The 20,807-nt window shown below is 47.9% G+C and carries 18 protein-coding genes; 17 read left to right on the forward strand and 1 reads right to left on the reverse strand.

All coding sequences use genetic code 11. The features are described from left to right. Window positions 1-32: 32 nt before the first annotated feature. Window positions 33-872: a DUF3737 family protein gene (locus N774_RS0103435; RefSeq protein ID WP_024859900.1), complete on the reverse strand. Its 840-nt coding sequence runs from the start codon at window positions 870-872 to the stop codon at window positions 33-35. A 224-nt stretch (window positions 873-1,096) separates the two neighbouring features. Here N774_RS0103435 and N774_RS0103440 point away from each other — a divergent pair, with 224 nt between their 5' ends. From N774_RS0103440 to N774_RS0103525, 17 genes are all read left to right on the forward strand, one after another. Further along, window positions 1,097-1,651: an RNA polymerase sigma factor gene (locus N774_RS0103440; RefSeq protein ID WP_024859901.1), complete on the forward strand. Its 555-nt coding sequence runs from the start codon at window positions 1,097-1,099 to the stop codon at window positions 1,649-1,651. 12 nt (window positions 1,652-1,663) lie between these two features. Beyond that, complete coding sequence (locus N774_RS0103445; protein WP_024859902.1) at window positions 1,664-3,328, forward strand: hypothetical protein; 1,665 nt, start codon at window positions 1,664-1,666, stop codon at window positions 3,326-3,328. A 116-nt stretch (window positions 3,329-3,444) separates the two neighbouring features. Continuing rightward, complete coding sequence (locus tag N774_RS0103450; RefSeq protein ID WP_024859903.1) at window positions 3,445-4,287, forward strand: pyridoxamine kinase; 843 nt, start codon at window positions 3,445-3,447, stop codon at window positions 4,285-4,287. Between the two features lie 109 nt (window positions 4,288-4,396). Further along, complete coding sequence (sigG, locus tag N774_RS0103455; protein ID WP_024859904.1) at window positions 4,397-5,170, forward strand: RNA polymerase sporulation sigma factor SigG; 774 nt, start codon at window positions 4,397-4,399, stop codon at window positions 5,168-5,170. A gap of 140 nt (window positions 5,171-5,310) precedes the next feature. Beyond that, window positions 5,311-6,618, forward strand: a complete 1,308-nt coding sequence (locus N774_RS0103460; protein ID WP_024859905.1) for an extracellular solute-binding protein — start codon at window positions 5,311-5,313, stop codon at window positions 6,616-6,618. Then, complete coding sequence (locus N774_RS0103465; RefSeq protein WP_024859906.1) at window positions 6,615-7,493, forward strand: carbohydrate ABC transporter permease; 879 nt, start codon at window positions 6,615-6,617, stop codon at window positions 7,491-7,493. Before N774_RS0103460 ends, N774_RS0103465 begins: the two co-directional genes overlap by 4 nt. Beyond that, the gene (locus tag N774_RS0103470) at window positions 7,490-8,317 is read left to right on the forward strand and encodes a carbohydrate ABC transporter permease (RefSeq protein WP_024859907.1); all 828 of its coding nucleotides are present in this window, start codon (window positions 7,490-7,492) and stop codon (window positions 8,315-8,317) included. Before N774_RS0103465 ends, N774_RS0103470 begins: the two co-directional genes overlap by 4 nt. Then, the gene (locus tag N774_RS0103475; protein WP_024859908.1) at window positions 8,314-9,435 is read left to right on the forward strand and encodes a glycoside hydrolase family 88/105 protein; all 1,122 of its coding nucleotides are present in this window, start codon (window positions 8,314-8,316) and stop codon (window positions 9,433-9,435) included. Before N774_RS0103470 ends, N774_RS0103475 begins: the two co-directional genes overlap by 4 nt. Before the next feature lie 124 nt (window positions 9,436-9,559). Continuing rightward, entirely contained in the window at window positions 9,560-9,994 is a 435-nt protein-coding gene (locus N774_RS0103480) for an NfeD family protein (RefSeq protein WP_024859909.1), read from the forward strand. 42 nt (window positions 9,995-10,036) lie between these two features. Then, window positions 10,037-11,014 carry an SPFH domain-containing protein gene (locus N774_RS0103485; protein ID WP_024859910.1) on the forward strand — a complete coding sequence of 326 codons (978 nt, stop codon included), beginning with the start codon at window positions 10,037-10,039 and terminating at the stop codon, window positions 11,012-11,014. Window positions 11,015-11,677: 663 nt separating this feature from the next. Further along, a complete protein-coding gene (locus tag N774_RS0103495) occupies window positions 11,678-12,985 on the forward strand; it encodes an MBOAT family O-acyltransferase (RefSeq protein ID WP_278245149.1) in 1,308 nt (435 codons plus the stop codon). A 12-nt stretch (window positions 12,986-12,997) separates the two neighbouring features. After that, window positions 12,998-14,434, forward strand: a complete 1,437-nt coding sequence (locus N774_RS16715; protein ID WP_051463366.1) for a DHHW family protein — start codon at window positions 12,998-13,000, stop codon at window positions 14,432-14,434. Window positions 14,435-14,443: 9 nt separating this feature from the next. Next, entirely contained in the window at window positions 14,444-16,240 is a 1,797-nt protein-coding gene (locus tag N774_RS0103505; protein ID WP_024859913.1) for an HAD-IIIC family phosphatase, read from the forward strand. Beyond that, on the forward strand, window positions 16,237-16,479 hold the full coding sequence (locus tag N774_RS0103510) for an acyl carrier protein (RefSeq protein WP_024859914.1): 243 nt from the start codon (window positions 16,237-16,239) through the stop codon (window positions 16,477-16,479). The genes N774_RS0103505 and N774_RS0103510 overlap by 4 nt, the downstream gene beginning before the upstream one ends. Continuing rightward, window positions 16,479-17,324, forward strand: coding sequence for a metallophosphoesterase (locus N774_RS0103515; protein ID WP_024859915.1), 846 nt, complete (start codon window positions 16,479-16,481; stop codon window positions 17,322-17,324). Before N774_RS0103510 ends, N774_RS0103515 begins: the two co-directional genes overlap by 1 nt. A gap of 142 nt (window positions 17,325-17,466) precedes the next feature. After that, complete coding sequence (gene rlmB / locus N774_RS0103520) at window positions 17,467-18,228, forward strand: 23S rRNA (guanosine(2251)-2'-O)-methyltransferase RlmB (protein ID WP_024859916.1); 762 nt, start codon at window positions 17,467-17,469, stop codon at window positions 18,226-18,228. 10 nt (window positions 18,229-18,238) lie between these two features. Further along, window positions 18,239-20,770, forward strand: coding sequence for a hypothetical protein (locus tag N774_RS0103525; protein ID WP_024859917.1), 2,532 nt, complete (start codon window positions 18,239-18,241; stop codon window positions 20,768-20,770). Window positions 20,771-20,807 lie beyond the last annotated feature (37 nt).

Here is a 20,807-nt window from a genome sequence, read left to right on the forward strand (position 1 = left end):
AACGGCTAATGGCTATAGGCTAAAGGCTGACATCAGCCGCAGATTATCTTTGTGCGCGAAGCATCGATATTTTCCTTTTCCATGATTATCTCGCCAATGGATTCGGCTCTTATAAGGCCGCCCGCCGGGTTCTTGACACTGTCTATGCCGCCCCTGATGTCGGCGCTGATATTCTCGGAATACTCAAACGCAAGTGTGGTATTCGGGAGCTTGCAGTTCCTGAGCACAAGATTAGCAACAAAGCACATCCCCTGCAGGCTCTCCACAGTACAGTCCACAAGTGTGATATTCCGTGAATTCCAGCCGAAGCACTTTCCCGTAATGACAGAATCATAGATCATTACGTTCTGACAGTTCCAGAAACAGTCGTTTCCGTTGATGACAGACTTGCGCACCGTGATGTTCTTTACGCCGTCAAAAGCATATCCGCCGTTGAGTTCAAGTCCGGTGATCTCCATACCGTCGCAGTCCATTGCGAAGTATTCGCCGTTGACCTTTACGCCGTCCATGCGCACATTGGCACATTTCCACATGGTCTCTACTCCGTTTGCAAGGCTGACGTTCTTTAAGCTTATGCCATTGCAGTGACGGAAGCACTTCTCGGATTCGATGACCGAATCCGAAACAGTCACCTCTGATGAATACCAGAAGCCCTCTTTTGCACTCTCTCGGATGATACAGTTGTTCAGCTTGACCTTTTCGCTGTACCACACAGGATACTTGGCGTCAAAAGTGCAGTCGGACAGTTCGATGTAGGCATTGTGCTTGAGGGGAGATTCTCCCTCGCCGAAAACAGTGCCGCTGATCTTTAGTCCGTTGCGCTGAAACAGAGCTCTTTCCCCCGAAAAATGCTCGTTAAGTATTTCTTTCATTGATCTCACTCCTCTAAAAAATACAGGTAAAATTAGCGGTATTTTTTATAGTATAACATACTTTTTTGTAAATTGCAACCTGTTTTCACTAAAGAACTGCTATTTGCACTATTCGCCGAAAAAATTTTTTTAATTTATGCAACACTTTACATATACGCTCCGTATGTGTATAATGAAAGCAGAACGTATACGAAAATGCTTCGCAGCAGAGGGGGTGTGGGACCATGACCGACAAGGATATCAAGGAGCTTATGAAAAGCTCTCCTGACAAGGGCTTCAGGGCGCTTTTTGACGAGTACTGGAGCTATGTCTATACCATAGTTTACAATACTCTCCGTGACTGCGGCAGCAAAAGCGACATTGAGGACTGTACAGCCGATGTGCTCAGCGACGTGATGATGAATTACGATACCGAACATGAGGGCTCTCTGAAAGCTTACCTGGGTACCTCGGCAAAACGCCGTGCCATAGATATGCGGCGGGCACTAAGCTCTCGCAAAAGCGTCTCTATAGATGAGGACGAAAACCTGCTGCTGACCTCTGACGAAAACATAGAATCTGCCACCGAAAGCTCCCACATATCGGCAATACTTCTCAACAGGATCGAGGAGCTGGGCGAGCCCGACTCAACTATAATCATACAGAGGTACTTCTACGACAGAAGCTCCGCCGAGACCGCGCGTATACTCGGCATGAACCCCATAACGGTGCGAAGCCGCCTGCGGAGGGCGCTGAAAAAGCTCAGAGACGTTCTCACCGATATGGACATAACTCTGTAAAGGAGGATAAATATGAAAAGGAATATCAAGGATATACTCCACAGCGCGGACAGCAGTACCGTTGAACGCATCGCAGACCGCGGCAAGGCTGCCGATAGCGAGACTGCAAGCCGCATATACGACAAGTGCCTTGCCCGCATGGATAAGGACTCAGAGCATACCGAGTTCTTCACTGTCGAGCCCGTCCGCAGAGCTCCGCGATTTGCTCCTGCTCTCATAGCAGCTGCAAGCGTGTTCATTGTACTGGGAGCTGTAGGTCTGGCGCTGAAATTCAAAGCTCCAACGCCCGAGCCAGTTGACGTTTCGCCTGTAATCGCTGCTACGGGAACTACAGGGAGCTCCACAGGTGACGAGTACAGAGTCACGGATACTACCGAAACAAGGGCAATAAGTATCTCGGAGGACGGCACAAAAGGCGCTGATACTTTGAAAGAGCCTGTAACTACATTCAAGCCTGCAAGCGACAAAACAAAGACCACTGTAACTGCTTCGGGAGGCTTTGCTACAACCAATACCACCGCAAAGAACAGCAAAACTACGGCAAAAACTACTAAAAACAGCTCCAAAACTACCACTGCAAAGGCGACAACAAAAACTGTCACCACAGTTAAAACAGGCGAAAAGCGCATGACCTTAGCCGAGATAGAGGAATGGGAGCGCAAGAACGCTCCGTCTACACTTGTACGTGAAAGAGCTATACTGAACGGCGAGATAAGCGCTGATTCGCCCCGTGTAACTCTTGAACAGATAAAGCAGTTTATAGCTGAGAGCTCCAATATTGACGAAATATACAGGAAGATACAGAAGATCCAGCCTTATCCCGATGTTGAGGGCGGGAGCGGCTTTACCCTCATAGAATACTGGGTATATGGAAACAGCGACAATTATGTTCTGCTCAGCCCCGACGGAAAGGGCATCGAGCTTATGGACAGAGCCGGCAGAAAGATAACCGAGGTCCTGTATACTGAGCCGCGCGTAACCACTCCGCCTGTTACAAACAAGTACGAATATGCAGGCGAGATAACTCTCGATGAGGTATTGAAGCTTGCGAAAAGCAGCCAGAATATGCAATACAGCGATTTCAGGAAATACTGCTATTCTGCCGATCATTATGATGATTCAGACATGACGTTCATAATTTCCGACCGCGAGAAATGGTATCTTGTTGTAAGAGCAAATAAAGGCGGAAGCGGCGTCATATGCGGCATTTGGGACAATATCTGCAATTACCGTATGGATATCCGTTCAACACCATATGATGATATAGTCGATAACATAAACGGCTGGACGTACAAGGACGCAGTTACAATATCTCCCGTAGCAGGTAAAATAAGCATTGACGACATTATACGCATTCATAACGAAAAAGGCGAAGACCTTGACCCGTCGGACTTTGCGGGATTTACCTATGAGGATTTCAGACTGAATGGCAGCCATATTGTCAAGTATCGTGTTGTAGACGGCGATAAATACAAGGTATCAAAGGTGAATGAGGTCTATCTGACATTGCTGTTGGGCAACGGCAGACCGCTGATAAGTGCTTCTCTTCACGATCAGAATTTCATATACAATTCGCTGCTCATTAATACATCTGAATACTACGGTACTTTCAACAACTCTATCGACGGCGAACTGGAAAACACCAAAACAGGAACATGGTTCTTGGATAATCAATGATATAAGCATAAAAGCTGCTGTGAAAACGGCAGCTTTTTCTTTTCCGCATATTGACAAAGCCGACTGTTTGGGGTATAATCAAGAATTGATGAATACATATTGAAAGAATGATGAATATGAAAAAGATCGTTTCTATACAGGACATCTCCTGCTTCGGAAAGTGCTCCCTGACAGTGGCTCTGCCCATTATTTCGGCAATGGGTATCGAAACAGCTGTAATTCCCACGGCTGTGCTGTCAACTCATACGGGTGAGGGCTTCAAGGACTATACCTTCCGTGACCTAACCAGTGATATCCCTGCCATTGCAAAGCACTGGAAGAGCATGGACTTAAAGTTTGACGCGCTGTACACGGGCTATCTGGGCTCTATGGAGCAGGTGCAGATAGTGTCGGACTTCTTTGATGACTTCGGCAGCAGGGATAACTATATCATAGTCGACCCCGTTCTCGGTGACGCAGGAAAGCTCTATGCAGGCTTTACTCAGGAGTTCGTTACTGAGATGAAAAAGCTCTGCGCAAAGGCTGATTATATCATGCCGAATATGACAGAGGTGTCATTCCTGCTCGGTATCCCCTACACTGAGGATTACGACGAAGCATACATAAAGGACGCTCTCCGCAGACTTGCTGCTCTCGGCTGCAAGGTTCCTGTTATAACGGGAGTTCACTTTGATGACGAGAAGCAGGGCGCTGCCGCATATGACTCAGTAAATGACAAGTTCTATTTCTCCTTTGACAAGAATGTGAATATGCGCTTCCACGGTACGGGAGATATTTTCAGCAGCGTTTTCTCGGGAGCCTGCGCTCTCGGCATGAATATTCAGCAGTGCCTTGATATTGCGGTGAAGTTCACTCTCGACTGCATTGAAGCGACTGTGCCAAACATGGAAGAAACATGGTACGGAAGCTGCTTTGAGCTGTGCCTCGGGAAGCTGATAGACTACGTGAATAAAAAATGATTTTTCGGAGCAGCTGCGGCTGCTCTTTTTTATTCCAGTTATTACCTATGATTACCGAAAGCATAATCGGCAATAATATCCTCGTAATCACTTACGGAGGATATCTCTCATGGCATATAACAAAGTCGTTATCGCAGGAATAAACACCTCTGAGCTTACAGTGCTCAGGGAAGAGGAAAAGATAGCTCTGCTCAAGGAAATAAGAGCTACAGGCAGCAAGACTGCTCGGGACAAGCTCATAAACGGCAATTTGCGACTGGTTCTCAGCGTGATACAACGCTTTACGGGTCGCGGCGAGGACATAGACGACCTCTTCCAGATAGGCGTCATAGGTCTTATCAAGGCAATAAACAACTTCGACCTGTCAAAGGAAGTCCGCTTCTCCACCTACTGCGTGCCAATGATAAGCGGAGAGCTGCGGCGGTATCTCCGTGACAACAGTCATGTCAAGGTGAGCCGCTCTCTGCGGGACCTTGCCTACAAGGCGATACAGGCAAAGGAACAGCTCACGGTAAAGCTCCAGCGTGAGCCCAATATGGACGAGATAGCCGCGGAAATAGGCGTAAAGCGTTCTGAAGTGGTAATAGCACTTGAAAGTATAAGCGACCCTGTTTCACTTTACGAGCCTGTCTACTCCGACTCCGAGGACAACCTCTATATCATGGATCAGATAAGCGACATGAACGACGTTGAAAGCCGCATGGACGAGCTGACCATACGTGACGCTATCAGCGGTCTTGGAGAGCGTGAGCGGAATATCCTGTATCTTCGCTTCTTCCGCGGCAAAACGCAGGTCGAAGTCGCAGGCGAGATAGGAATATCTCAGGCTCAGGTGTCCCGACTTGAAAAAAGTGCAATTGAACGCATCAAAAACAGTGTATGAACCTTGCTCTCCTTCGGGAGAGCTTTTTGTTAAAATTTGACATTTTTCTATTGATTTTTAGCTGATAATGATGTATAATTAATTATATGTAAGTTTATAGAGAAGGATCAAAAAAGTCATTATATCAGAGGTCTGAGAGTATGAAAAAAATATTCAAAGCCGCGGCATTATGCTGTGCAATCACACTCTCCGCCTGTTCAAGCAAAAAGAATAATACTGTCACAGCTCCCGACGGCAAGCTGGATAAGTGCAGTCTGCGCTTTTCATGGTGGGGCGGCGACGACAGACACAAAGCAACTCTGGACGCTATCGACCTTTGGAACCAAAAGCACCCTGATATCTCCATAACCCCCGAATACGGCGGGTGGGACGGGTGGACGGAAAAGGTCTCCGCACAGATAAAAAGCGGCACAGAGCCCGACATCATGCAAATAAACTACGACTGGCTCATTTCTGTGTCCGAGGACGGCAGCAGATTCTACGATCTGGACAGCCTTGATAATTTCCTTGACACATCGGGATATGACGATGAGATACTGTCTTTCGGACGTGTGAACGGCAGGCTCAGCGCTCTTACGGTCTCGGTCAGCGGCAGGAGTCTGTTCTACAATTCCGATGTATTCGGCTCTCTCGGTGCGAAATACCCGAAAACGTGGGCGGAGCTCACTGCTCTGGGGAAGAGTTTCGGCGATGAGGGGCTCTACCCTATCGACCTTGATATACAGTCGGGAGGAACTGCGTGGTATCTTGCGGTGGTATACGTTCAGCAGAAAACAGGCAAAGAGTTCATAACCCACGACGGCAGGCTGGGCTTTACCGTCGATGACATCAGTGACGCACTTGATTTTTACAAAAGCCTTGAGGAGAACCATGTCATCAGAACTGTCAGGACAAGGACGGACGAGGACGGAAATGCCGCTCTGTATCAGTCTTCCGAGTTCATCGACGGCAGAGTGGCAGGGGTTCTTGAATGGGGCAGCGCTGTGGGCAAATACGAATCTGTTCTGCCTGAGGGCGTTCTTGAAGCAGGCCCGCTTCTCGGAGACGACAGCGGCAACACAAGGGGCTGGATGATAAAGCCTACCCTGCTCTACGCTGTTTCGGCAAATACAAAATACCCCGACGAAGCCGCGGCGTTTATAAATTTTCTCGTCAATGATGAGAAATGTGCTCAGCTTCTCGGCACTACAAGGGGCATACCTGCTTCCGAAAAAGCTGCGTCTGCCCTTGAAAAGAGCGGTAAGCTGTCGGGACTTGCAAAGGAGTGCAGCGATCTGCTGGCAGCTGCTGATACAGTTACCATAAGCCCTTATATGGAGCTTCCGCGCATGAAGGAGTTCTATAACACAGCCATAGAATCTGTATCCTACGGAACTGCTGATACGGATACTGCTGCCCGTCAGATGTACGACTCAATCACCGATCATCTGGAGAAAATAAGAAAATGAATACCCGAAAATACCTTAATCCCGTAGGCGTCAGCAAATACACAGGTCTCGCGCTGATATCGCCTTTCATTATAGGCGCTGTACTGTTCATCATCTATCCTTTCGTTTGCTCATTTGCCGTGGGACTTACCAACAGAGGAAGCTTCGTGGGACTTGACAATTTCCGCGATATGCTCAGCGGCAGAGACTTCCCACAGGCAGCAGGCGTTACTTTCAAATATGCCCTGATACTTGTTCCGCTGAAGCTCATAGTGTCCCTGCTGGTGGCTCTGCTTCTCAATATGGAGCTGAAGCACATCGGCATATTCCGCACTGCGTTCTACATACCGTCTATACTGGGCGCCAATCTTGCCGTCATTATCATGTGGCAGTATCTTTTCACCTCGGACGGGCTGGTGAATCAGCTCCTTTCCGCGATGGGCCTTTCTCCCGTAAGCTGGTACGGAAATACCAATGCAGCTCTTTTTATCATCGTGCTGCTGAGGCTTTGGGAGTTTGGCTCCACTATGGTCATATTCCTTGCGGCTCTGCGGGACATTCCCCGTGAGCTGTATGAAGCTGCAAGAGTGGACGGCTGCGGCAGTATCAGAGCCTTTTTCACCGTCACTCTGCCACAGATTAAAAATGTCATTTTCGTCAACCTCATATTGCAGACAATTGCGGCTATGCAGGAGTTCAGCGCCCCCTATATGCTCACAGGCGGCGGACCTCTCGGCAGCACGAGGACTGTAGGCATGCTCATTTACGAGGAGATGTTCACCTACGGCAGCGAGGGCACGGCAAACGCCGTATCGTGGGTGCTTTTCGTGCTTATTGCAGCTGTTGTGACGCTTTTGTATAAGCTCACAGGCAGGGTAAGGAGGGACGAAGATTGAAAAAGCTTTTTCTCTATCTCATTCTGGCTGCTGTGGGAGCTGTTATGCTTTATCCACTGCTATGGCTGGTCGGAGCTTCCTTCAAGTCCAACGAGGAGATATTTTCCTCAATATGGTTCATGCCCCAAAACTTCGACACTGACTCATACAAAAATGCTTGGCAGACCGTTACTCCCTACACTATGGGGCACTATTTCCTCAATACCTTTGCCATAATCATTCCAAAGACCGTTTTTGCCGTCACTTCTTCTGTTCTTGTGGCATACGGCTTTGCAAGATTTGACTTTCCGTTGAAGAAGTTCTTCTTCGCTCTGCTCATATGCGGCATGCTCATGCCCTCTATCGTGACCATAATGCCGCGGTATCTCATGTGGAGCAAGCTGGGACTTCTCGATACATATATACCGCTTACCCTGCCGTCCCTGTTTGCCGAGGAGGGAATGTTCGTATTCATACTGGTCAGGTTCTTCAAGGGAGTCCCCCGTGAATTCGACGAGGCGGCAAGGATAGACGGCTGCGGCACGCTGAAAACGCTGTTTTACGTTCTTATGCCGTGTATAAGACCTGCCGTCATTTCCATAGCGGTATTTACATTCTTATGGACCATGAATGATTTCCTTGGACCGCTGATAATGATACAGTCAGTGGAAAAATACCCTCTCTCACTGGCTCTGCGGCTTTCCGTGGACAGTACGGGTCAGGGCTATGAGCAGCGCAAGGTCATAGCAATGTCAGTCATAGGTCTCATACCCTCTGTAGCAGTGTTCGCACTTGCTCAGAAAAAATTTGTCAGCGGTATCACCGCAGGAGGACTTACAGGATGACAAAAACCGAAAGCATCGTTTCAAAATATGTGGATAAACTTATACTCCCCTCCGATCCTCTTGCCCCTATGTGGAACAAGGAGAACGAAGTGTTTGAAAAAAATCCCAAATGGAACTACATCGACAACTGCATGATAACCGCCATTTTAATGCTGTATGAACTTACAGGCGACCAGAAGCTCCTGGACTATTCAAAAAAGTTCATAAACACCTATGTTGCCGAGGACGGCAGCATTCCGTCGCTTAACTACGCCGACTACAATCTGGATAATATCAACGGTGCGAAAAACCTTTTCAAGCTTTGGCTCATTACCGATGAGGAGCGCTACAGGCTCGGCTTTGAGCGCTTCTGGACAGAGCAGCTGGTCCGTCACCCCCGTCTTGACTGCGGAAGCTTCTGGCATAAGGGCATATATCCCGATCAGATATGGCTGGACGGCTCTTACATGGCTCTGCCGTTCCTCATACAATACGGAACTCTCCATAAATCCCGCGGCATAGTCGATGATGCCATTCGCCAGCTCTGGGATATGCGCAGGATACTCCGCGATCCTCATACGGGACTGTTCCATCACGGCTACGACGATACCAATACAATGTGCTGGGCTGACAGGATAACGGGACTTTCTCCCGAATTCTGGCTGCGCTCAAACGGCTGGATGTGCGCCGCCCTTGCTGACTGCTGTGAATTGCTGCCCGAGAGCGAGCTGCTGAAAACAGAGCTTTCCGACCTTATCGATGATATGTCGAAATACTGCATGAAGGACGGTATGCTGCTCCAGCTCCCCACACGTCCAAAGCTCAAAAACAACTATCCCGAAACAAGCGGCTCTCTGCTCTTTGCATACGCTGCTCTCAAAGCTGTACGACTTGGGATATGCGGCGATGATATGCGAAAAGCGGGACAGCTCACCTTTGAGACTGTTACCGAAAAGTACATCGATGACAGCGGTGATATCCCCGTTCTTAAAAACATCTGCCTTATGGGCGGTCTCGGCGGCGAAAATAACCGTGACGGCTCCGCGGAATACTATCTCAGCGAAAAGATAGTCGAAAACGACGCAAAGGGCATAGCTCCCTATATCATGGCATATACAGAACTGAAAAGGCTCTCATGATTATACTCTGCGGACAAAAATATTTGTCGAAATACAGCAGTTTATACTTGAAAAGTTCACACTTTAATGTTATAATATTTGCTGTAGGGATTACTACAAATATTTTTGAAAGGGGGAGCTCGTTTTGAATGTACTGTTCTGGGCAATAGCCGTTATCGCTTTCGTTGTAGCCGAGATCGCCACCGTGCAGCTGGTATCTATCTGGTTCGCGGCAGGAGCTTTTATAACGATGATAACCTGCTATTTCAAGGACCTGTCTACCATGGAGCAGCTGGGACTGTTCATAATCTCGTCAGTCCTGTTCCTGATAGTAAGTCTTCCGTTCATCAAAAGACGAAAACAGCAGGTCAAGGTCGCAACGAATGCCGAGCTTGACGTTGGCAAGCATGCCACTGTCATCGAAGCCATCGATGCAGACAAAGGTACGGGGCGAGTCACTTTGAATGGGGTTAACTGGAGTGCCGTTCCCGAGAACGAAAACGAAATAATACCCGAGGGTACTGTCGTTATCGTTAAGAAAGTATTGGGCGCTAAGCTTATAGTCGCACCCGAAAGCTAAAATTACAACATCATATCATACCAATATCGGAGGTAAATCAAAATGGACACACTTGGAATCATTGTTTTAATTGTTATTATCATTCTTCTTTTCCTTTTCATCAGATGCTTCAGGATAGTTCCTCAGGCACATGTATTCGTTATCGAGCGCCTTGGTTCATTCCACGCTGAATGGGAAACAGGACTTCATATCCTCGTTCCTTTCATCGACAGGATCGCAGGCAAGGTTTCATTAAAGGAAAAGGTAGTAGACTTCAAGCCGCAGCCCGTTATCACTAAGGATAACGTTACAATGCAGATAGATACTGTTGTATTCTATCAGGTAACTGACGCAAAGCAGTACATCTACGGCGTTGAAAGACCTCTGGCAGCTATCGAGAACCTGTCAGCAACAACACTTCGTAACATCATAGGCGAGATGGAGCTTGATGCTACGCTCACTTCAAGAGACGTTATCAATACAAAGATCACTTCTATCCTCGATCAGGCTACAGACCGCTGGGGTATCAAGGTTAACCGCGTTGAGCTGAAGAACATTCTCCCGCCTCGTGAGATCCAGGACGCTATGGAGAAGCAGATGAAGGCTGAGCGTGAGCGCCGTGAGAAGATACTTCAGGCAGAGGGTGACAAGAAGTCTCAGATCCTCGTTGCAGAAGGTGAAAAGGAGTCACAGATACTCCGTGCACAGGCTAAGAAGGAAGCTCAGATCCTCGAGGCTGAGGCTCAGAAGCAGGCTATGGTCCTCAGAGCTGACGCCGTAAGAGAGCAGAAGATACTGGAAGCTACCGGTGAAGCAAGAGCTATCGAAATGGTACAGGAAGCACTGGCTGAGAGCATCGTAAAGCTCAATAACGCTAATCCAAACGAGAGAGTTATCCAGCTCAAGTCACTGGAGTCCTTTGCAAAGGCTGCTGACGGCAAGGCTACAAAGATCATTATCCCAAGTGAGATACAGGGTCTGGCAGGTCTTGCAACAGGTCTCAAGGCACTTGTTGAAAAGGACGATACACCTGCTCAGTAAACAAGCATTATCCCCTTTCCTTTATGGAAAGGGGATTTTTTCATGTATCAATTCATTTTCATGAACATATTAAAGGGATTCCAAAGGGACTGTGTTCCTTTGGCGGAGTCCAGAGGCAGGCTTAACCAGCCCGTCCCCTCTGTCAGCTTCGCTGACATCTCCCCATTTTATGGGGAGTCACCTCTGGTCGCTGTTCACAGTTTTCAGAGAACAGCGAAACTATACAAAGGCGCCTTGCAATGGGTGAATTGAAAAACAGTCCGGTGGACTGTTTTTCAAGAGGGAACGCCTTGCAAGTGAAGGCGTTCCCTGATAACAATAACAAAAAATATATTTTCCAAAAAAGCCGCAAAAATATGCGGTTTTTTTGTGTTTTGATACGATTTTTGCAATTTGCTTCCGAAAAAGCAAAAACAAACTCGTTTCCACTTGCAATCAGTACTGTTTTGTAGTATAATGTTTTATATAGATTTTCATGTCATTTACTTTTTTATTTATTTTCTCCGCCTGCTTTTATTGCGGTAAAATACAGATAAAGATACAGAACAAATACAACAAGGCGGTAGAACAATGGTTTTCTCGAGACTATTCTTTATATATATCTTTCTCCCAGTCTGCCTTTTGTGCTATGCACTGGCAAGAGGGACGAAAGCAAAAAATCTGGTGTTGATAGTTTTCTCGCTTATTTTTTACGCTTGGGGCGAGCCCGTATATATCTTCCTGATGCTGACAACTGCTGTGGTGAACTACACCGCGGGACTTATCATCGGGAAATATCAGGGACAAAAGGGGGATACGGCTGCTACTGCTGCAGCGGTGGTCTATGACCTTCTCATGCTTGGCGTTTTCAAATACAGCGGCTTTATTGTGGAAAATATCAACGCCCTTTTTTCATCTTCAATACCTGTTCCCGATATAAGGCTGCCTATCGGTATAAGCTTTTATACCTTCCAGACAGTTTCCTATATCATCGACTGTCACTGGGAAAAGGTGGAGCCCCAGAAGAAATTCGGCAAATTCCTGCTTTACCTGACGCTGTTCCCACAGCTCGTGGCAGGACCAATCGTCCGCTACAGCACTATAGAAAAAGAGATAAACGACCGAAAGATCGTGCTCAGCGATGTTTCTTACGGACTCAACCGCGTGGCTCTAGGTCTCGGCAAAAAGGTGCTCCTTGCAAACCAGCTAAGCATCATCGCTGACAGCTTCCTCGGAAATATAGGCAGCTCCACAATGTTCGGAGCATGGTACGGCGCTATAGCCTACGGCTTGCAGATATACTTTGACTTCTCGGGATATTCCGATATAGCCATAGGTCTGGGACGCATATTCGGCTTCCACTTCGATGAGAACTTCGACCACCCTTTCATATGCAAGGACATCACCGAATTCTGGCAGCGCTGGCATATCTCCCTCAGCACGTTTTTCCGTGATTACGTGCTCTATATCCCCATATTCGGAAAGCGAAGAAAGTACGGCGGGCTTTTCCTCGTATGGCTCTGCACGGGAATATGGCACGGCGCAAGCTGGAACTTCATCATCTGGGGACTTTACTACGGCATTTTCGTATTCATTGAAATGCTTATCGGCAAGAAGCGCATGAAAAAAGTTCCTGTAGTGATAAGACATTTTTACAGCAAGCTTGTCATAATCATCGGATTCGGCATATTCTATTTCGAGAAGCTTGACAAGCTGGGCACATTCTTCAAGACTGCATTCGGCTTCGGCGAAAACGGCTTCCTTGCCGTTCAGGACAAGATATCCGTTATCAATAATATGTACCTGCTGACTGTGGCTGTAATATGCTGCTTCCCTATCATCAAGCTCGTCAAACAGACTGCGGACAAGCACTTCGTTACAAAGGCAGCCGTTTCCTCCGCAGCAGCTGTTGCGGCTGCTCTACTGCTCATAGTTACGAGCATAATGCTGGTAGCTTCTACAGCAAATCCTTTCCTTTATTTCAGATTCTAACGAGGCAAATCCATGACCGATTACAAAAACAAAGACAAGCTGCCCGAGCCTGTCATCTCAATCGAGGCGTCAGACCGCGCAGGAACTTCAATAGATGTACCTATCAAGGCTAAAAAGCTGAAAAAACAGCAGCGCAAAAAGGCTCTCAACATTATTTCCCTTGCAAATGTGATAGCCATAAGCGCTGTATTTGTGGGCGGATTCATTTATGTGGCGCTTCTGCCCCATGAGACAAAAGCCGACGACGAGAACCGCTATCTCACCGAATTCCCCGAATTCTCCGCAAAGAGCTATGCAAGCGGTGAATTTACAGAGGGCGTTGCCGATTACTTTGACGATACCGTTCACGACAGAGCTCATATCAAGGAGTTCATCTCCGACTATATAATCCAGCTGAAAGGCAGAAAATACGGCAATGACGGCGAGGAAGCCGAGCTCTTCGGCAGCGGATTTGAGAAGAAAGCTAACCTGACTACCACCACACCTGTGAGCACAGCAACTTCTGTATCGACTACAGTCACAACTGCTGTTCAGGAGGAAACTACAGCTCCCGCTGAGGAAGCTCCTGCCGACGGCGAGCTCACAAACAATATCCTCATCGTCAATAAACGAGGAGTCACACTTTACGGCGGTGCATGGGGCACTGAGCAGGAGTACGCTTCCTATGTAAATCTCTACAAGGAGAAGCTGCCCAACGTAAATGTTTACTCAATGGTACTGCCCACGTCCAGCTCATTCTATCTGCCCGAAAAGTATCAGAACCTTGCATACAGCGAAAAAGAGGACTTCGACAAGATAGACGCTGCACTCAACAATGTTATCTCAGTTGATGCCTACGGTATACTCAATGCCCATAAGGACGAGGCTATATACTCCCGTACCGACCACCACTGGCAGCCTCTCGGCGCTTATTACGCCGTCCAGCAGTTCGCTCTTACAGCGGGTGTTCCCTATCCCGAGCTCTCGGAGTATGAGACAGTCACCCTGCCCGGCTATGTCGGCACCCTTTATATGTACACACAGAGCGCGACGCTCATGAATAATCCAGAGGACTTTGTTTATTACAAGCCTCAGACACCCGTAACAGTAACACAGTACAACACACGTTTTGAAAATCCCGTTGCTGCAAATCTTCTCTTTGACCCGTCATTTATGGCTAATTCAGGCTATTATATGGTTTTCGGATCAGACGAGAGGATAGTCCATGTAAACACAGAATGCAAAAACGGAAGAAATCTTGTCATCTTCAAGGACAGCTACGGAAACGCCCTGCTGCCTATGCTGACAAGCTCCTTTGAGAACATATATCTCTGCGATATACGTTATTTCGACCTGAACGCCATTGACTTCATCAACAGAGTCGGCGGAACGGATCTCCTTTTTGCCATGTGTTCATTCTCCGCAGTGGGCGGCAACAGGACCTGTATATACAACAATCTGACAAAATAAGGTGATATTATGAGAGAACTCAACTTTCCATTCGACGGCAAGGATATAATCCGCAGACGACTTGCGCTCCGCAAGCAGCTGCTTGCTGACGGCTGCGTCCGCGTAAAGAAGAGGATCGCTGTGCTGGGGGGCTCAACGGTCAATCATATTGTATCCGCACTTGAGCTTTTTCTGCTGAATTTCGGCATTGAGCCCGAATTCTATCTATCGGAGTACAACAAGTTCTACGAGGACGCCGTTTTCGGCAATCCCGAGCTTGACAGCTTCGATCCCGATATAATCTATGTCCATACCACCTCACGAAATCTTACCATGCTCCCTGAGAGCCCTGCTGAGACTCCCGAGAGAGTGGAGCAGCGCCTTAACGATCAGTTCGCCTACTTCAAGCAGGTGTGGGACAGCCTCAAGCAGCACTTCTCATGCCCTGTTATACAGAACAATTTCGAGCTTCCCCTGTTCAGACGCACAGGAAGCTACGACGGCTGGAGCACCGCAGGTCAGGCTGCCTTCATTCAGCGCATGAACGTTATGCTGTCGGACTACGCCCGCAATACCAGAGGTATCTACATCCACGATATAAACTATCTCTCCGCAGTCTGCGGTCTGGCAAACTGGCACGACGCCGAGGCTTGGTATCTCTACAAGTATGCCATGAGCACTAATGTTATCCCCGATCTTGCATACAGCCTTGCCTGCATAATCAAATCTATCTACGGCAAGAACCACAAGGTCATTGACCTTGATCTTGATAATACGCTGTGGGGCGGAGTTATCGGCGACGACGGTCAGGAAGGCATAGAGATCGGTCAGGAGACCGCTGTGGGACAGGCTTTCAGCGAGTTCCAAAGCTTTATCAAGGGCTACAAGGACTACGGCGTGCTTCTTGCGGTATGCTCCAAGAACGACGAAGAAAATGCGCTTCTTGGTCTCGATCACCCCTGCGGTGTGCTCAAAGCCTCGGATTTCGTCTCCATAAAGGCAAACTGGGAGTCCAAGGACCGTAATATCGCAGAAACTGCCGCTGATCTCAGTCTCGGACTGGACAGTTTTGTATTCATCGACGACAATCCTGCGGAGTGCGCTATGATAGAGGGACAGCTCCCTATGGTACAGACCATAAACCTGAGCACTGTCCATGAGGCTATGTACAGGCTCACACGCAGCGGCTTCTTCGAGGTGACAGCTGTCTCCGACGACGATATGCACCGCTCGGAAATGTATGCCGCAAATGCTCAGAGAGCCGCTCAGCTCAGAAGCTTCGAGAGCTATGAGGACTATCTGCTGAGCCTTGATATGCACGCTGTTATCTGCGGCTTTGATCCCGTTTATATACAGCGTATAACTCAGCTCGCCAACAAGAGCAACCAGTTCAATCTCACCACACGCCGCTATAACGAGGACGAGATACAGAACGTCAGCACAAGTCCCGACCATATCTGCATCTGCGGCAGACTTCTTGATAAATTCGGCGATAACGGCATAGTATCCGTTGTCATAGGCAGGTGCAGGGACAAGGAGCTGGATATCGAGCTGTGGCTCATGAGCTGCCGAGTGCTGAAAAGAGACATGGAGCTTGCAATGCTGGACGAGCTTGTGCGCCGTGCAAGAGAAAAAGGCATCACACGCATAAACGGCTACTACTATAAGACACACAAAAATAACATGGTAGCCGAGCTTTACGGCTCATTCGGCTTCACTCTCGCCGAAAAGCTTGATAACGGGGATTCCGTATGGTATCTCGACATCGAAGGCTATAAAAACAAGAACAAGGTAATAAAAATTCGTGATAAGGAGAATTCAGAATGAATAATAATGAAATACTGCCCCGTCTCAATGAGGTATTCAGAGATGTTTTCGGTGACTCTTCGCTTAATGTGAATGAGAACACCACATCTGCCGATATTGAGGACTGGGACAGTCTTGAGCACATCAATCTCATTGCCGCAGTTGAAAACGAGTTCGGACTTCGCTTTAAGATGCGCGAGGTATCGGGCATGAAGAATGTGGGAGAGATGCTCGCTATTATTGCCGAAAGAGGTAAATAATGTCAAAGAAAGCAAAAAAACGTATAACCCTTGCTGCAATATGTGCAGTACTATGCGCACTGAGCGCATGGGGCTTCGCTATGAAGAACGTGTACTACAATGTGAAAGCAGAGGGCTTCGACCAGAATGTAAGGATAGTCTTTATATCAGACCTGCACAACTGCTTTTACGGAAATACCGACAATTCCAAGCTCATTAAGGCAGTCAAAGAGGCTGAGCCCGATATGGTCGTATTCGGCGGTGACGTCATAGACATGTGGGGCGGAACAGAACACGCTCTTGACCTCATGTCCGCACTCAGCAAGGAGTACCCCTGCTTCTATTCCCCGGGAAATCACGAGGAGATGAGAAGCGATATTGACGAATTCTACGATGAAGCCCGCAAGATATGTCCCCTGCTCATGGGCAAGGACTACGCCGACATCACTGTAAAGGAACAGGATATCCGCCTTTTCGGTGCTATAAACGGCACTGTCTGCTACAGCTATTCCACTCAGATTGAGGAATGCTTCGATAATATGGACGATAAGCACTACAATATTCTGGTCGCTCATCAGCCCGAGGATATAGACTATTACCTCGGAAAGTACTGCGACAACGCCAAGGACTTCGATCTTATCCTTTCGGGTCACGCTCACGGCGGTCAGTGGAGAATTCCAAAGATACTCGATCAGGGACTTTATGCTCCCGAGCAGGGCATCTTCCCAAAGTACACCACGGGTATGTATCAATACTGCGATACTACTCATATAATCAGCCGCGGACTGGCAAGACCTATGCGTATGATATTCATACCGCGTATTTTCAACCGTCCAGAGCTCTCCGTAATTGATATAAACAACTGACAATGCGGATATATAGCAATTTTATGCGAAAAGGTACTTGTAATTTCAATTCAATGATGATATAATTGATATGGTGTTTTCATTTGTGAAAGCACTAAACAGAACAAAAGGAGCATGAGCGTTTCGCGCTCGCTGTTAAAATATGGAAAAAGAGAAAAATATCAAAGACATGCCCCAGAATATAATCTGCGGACGAAATCCCGTCATAGAGGCTCTAAAATCGGGCGCTAATCTCGATACGGTCTATATCGACGGAAACAGCGGAAGCCTCGGCGTTATCCGCCGCCTTGCAAGGGAAAAAGGCGTCGTTGTCAAGGACGCTGACGATAAAAAGCTCTCACGCCTTTCGGGCGGTGCTTCACATCAGGGAGTAGTTGCCGAGGGCGCCTGCGGAGAGTACGTTACGGTGGAGGATATCCTTGCCGTTTCACAGAAAAAAGGCACTAAGCCATTCATCATCATCTGCGATGAGATAGAAGACCCACATAATCTGGGAGCTATAATCCGTACTGCCGAGACATCGGGTGCTGACGGAGTTATTATCCCCAAGCGCAGAAGCGCTTCCCTTAATGCTACGGTCTTTAAGACCTCGGCAGGTGCGGCAAGCTATGTCCCCGTTGCAAGAGTCTCAAACCTTGCAGCCTGCATCGATACCCTCAAGGACAACGGTGTGTGGATATACGGTACTGACGCTTCGGGCACGGACTACTCCGAGACCGACTTTACAGGCGGAGTTGCCCTCGTTATCGGCTCAGAAGGCTTCGGAATGAGTCAGCTCATACAGAAAAAATGCGACTTTATGATAAAGCTTCCCATGTGCGGAAAGATAAACTCACTCAACGCTTCGGTTGCGGCAGGTATCTTTATGTACGAGGTACTGCGTCAGCGCAGAGGCTCTGAATAAGGAGATAAATATGTCAGAACAGAAACCATCGCTGGAGGCTATTCTTGACGAGTACTCTCCCGATACTCTTGAACCTAAGACTAAGGTTGGCAGAGTTGATGCCAATAAGATCATAAATTCTACAATAGATGCTCCCGAATTCGTAGGCAGCCCCAAGCCGAGACCGCCTATCTCACATGAAAAGTCTGCTCTTTTCGATAATGCTCACCGTAATGATTCACCTGCGGACGAGGTAAAGCCTGCCGACCTTTCAAGACATAAGGTGGCTGTGGTAAGCTCCGACGCCATGAGCGAGATACGCACCAATCCTCAGCGAAAGGTGATACCCTCGGGCACTATCACTCCCGTGCAGATGACTCCCGACGAAGCGCCGAAGATAAGGCGTATGAGCGAGTCCACCCGTGCCAAGGAGATCGAAAGCAAAAAGAATACGAAAAAGCGCCGCGGCAAAAAGGACAACGATTATACATACGCCCGTGAAACTCCCGAGGGCGAGTACATGTATACTCCCCCTGAGTTCAAGAAGAAAAAGCGCAGCCGTATACAGATAATCAATGAGGCTGAAAGTCCAGAGGGCAGAAAGCAGATAACGGATATAGTTCCCTCACCTGCCGCAGTTGAAGCTGCAAAGCCCGTTGAACCAGCTCCACGTGCTGAGCTCACAAGTATCAATCTCAGCGAAAAAGTGGATATCGATGCACATCAGCTTGACGTTCATATCACTCAGGGTGCCGACGAATATATGTCGGTACATTCCAAGAACAAGAGAACCAAACGTATAGTCGATTTCAACTATTACGGCGATGTTGAGGACGTGGGACGTGATATCTACGAGCTGAAAAGCACTATCTCGGTCCGTGTGGTAATACTGGCAATGACCGCTTTCCTGAGCCTTTTCATGACACTTGCCAATCAGTTCGACCTGCCCACACTTGATATTTTCAGCATGTCAAATATCAAGGCGTATCTGACAGTCCACCTTATTCTCGGAGCTGTCTCCATTCTTTCTTCAATGGCAGTAATTACCAAGGGACTGCGCAAGCTGCTCAGCTTCAAGGCGGACGGCGACTCCATGACGGCTATAACTGCTCTGTCGTGCCTTATCGCCATTATCCCCGCTTTTATGAGCCCGGACCTTGTAAGCTCGGAAAATATACACATCTATATGCCTGTAGGCATACTTGCACTTCTTATAAATGCACTGGGCAAGCACCTTATCATAAGGCGAGCTGCCCGTAACTTCAAGTTCGTATCCAAGAACTTCGACCGTCACGGCGTTACCTACGTCACTGACGAGGACCGCGCAGAGCGCATTACCCGCGGCACACTGGGAGACTTCCCTATCCTTGCTTCAATGCGCAAAACTGACTTCCTTACGGATTTCCTGCGCTATACCTACTCCTCGGATATGACCGACGACTTCTGCAAAAAGGCTTCTCCTTTATGCCTGCTTGCTTCAATAGTCGTTGCTCTGTTCCTGACTATCTTCTACAAAGGAACCATTGCAAGCCTTGACTCAATTGCTTTCAGCTTCTCTATCTACAGCATGCTCATATGCGCTACGTCCTGTATCGCAATGCCTTTTGTAGTCAATATCCCCCTTGAAAATGTTTCCAAGAGCGCTATCCGCAACAAGGGCATAATGCTTGGCTATCAGAGCGTTGACGATTTCTACGACACAAACTCCATACTCATAGATGCAGGAACTCTTTTCCCCGAAGGTACAGTCAGACTTGACGGTATCAAGGTTTTCTCCAATACAAAGCTGGACGAGGCTTTTCTTGAGGCTGCAAGCCTTACGGCTACCTCGGGAAGCATAATGTCCCAGCTCTTTACCGATGTTATAGCAGGCAGAAACGGTGCTCTCTATCCCATTGAGAACTACTCCTATGAGGAGGGAATGGGAATGTGCGGCTGGATAAACAACAAGCGCGTACTCTTCGGAAACCGCGAGCTCATGACCAGCCATAATATCGAAGGTGTTCCCACAAAAACTCAGGAGGCTGAGTTCGTTGACGAGGGCAAGGACGCTCTTTACCTGTCAATTTCGGGAAATCTTGCTGCAATGTTCGTTGTGGACATAGTCGCTGACAGATATGTGAAAAAATGGGCAAAGAAGATCTGCAAAAACAAGATCTGCATGTTCATAAAGAGCATTGACCCATGCATCACACTGAAAAAGCTCAACAAGCTCTTCGGTATCCCCGAAGAAATGATAAGGATACTGCCAAAGAAGCTCCACGAGGACTTCTACGAGGAGACAAAAAAGGCAGTACGTCTCAGCTCATCAATGGCTACCACAGGAAAGTTTTCTTCCCTTGCCGAGCTGCTTATCGGCACAAAGGTAGTACATGCATCGGCAATTATCGGACTTATTTTGCAGACAGCTTCCATACTTCTCGGCTTCGGTCTTTGTATGATGCTCATATTGTCAAAGGCATTCCGACTGAATTACGTGTATATGTCAGCCACTGCGCTCGTAGTCTACAACGCAGCATGGACCGCACTTACATATATTGCCGTAAGTCTCAAAAAAACATGACGTAAAAGAACCTGTGTCAGCTCTGATACAGGTTCTT

It is taken from the genome of Ruminococcus flavefaciens AE3010 (assembly GCF_000526795.1).
In the GTDB taxonomy this organism is placed as follows: Bacteria; Bacillota; Clostridia; order Oscillospirales; family Ruminococcaceae; genus Ruminococcus; species Ruminococcus flavefaciens_D.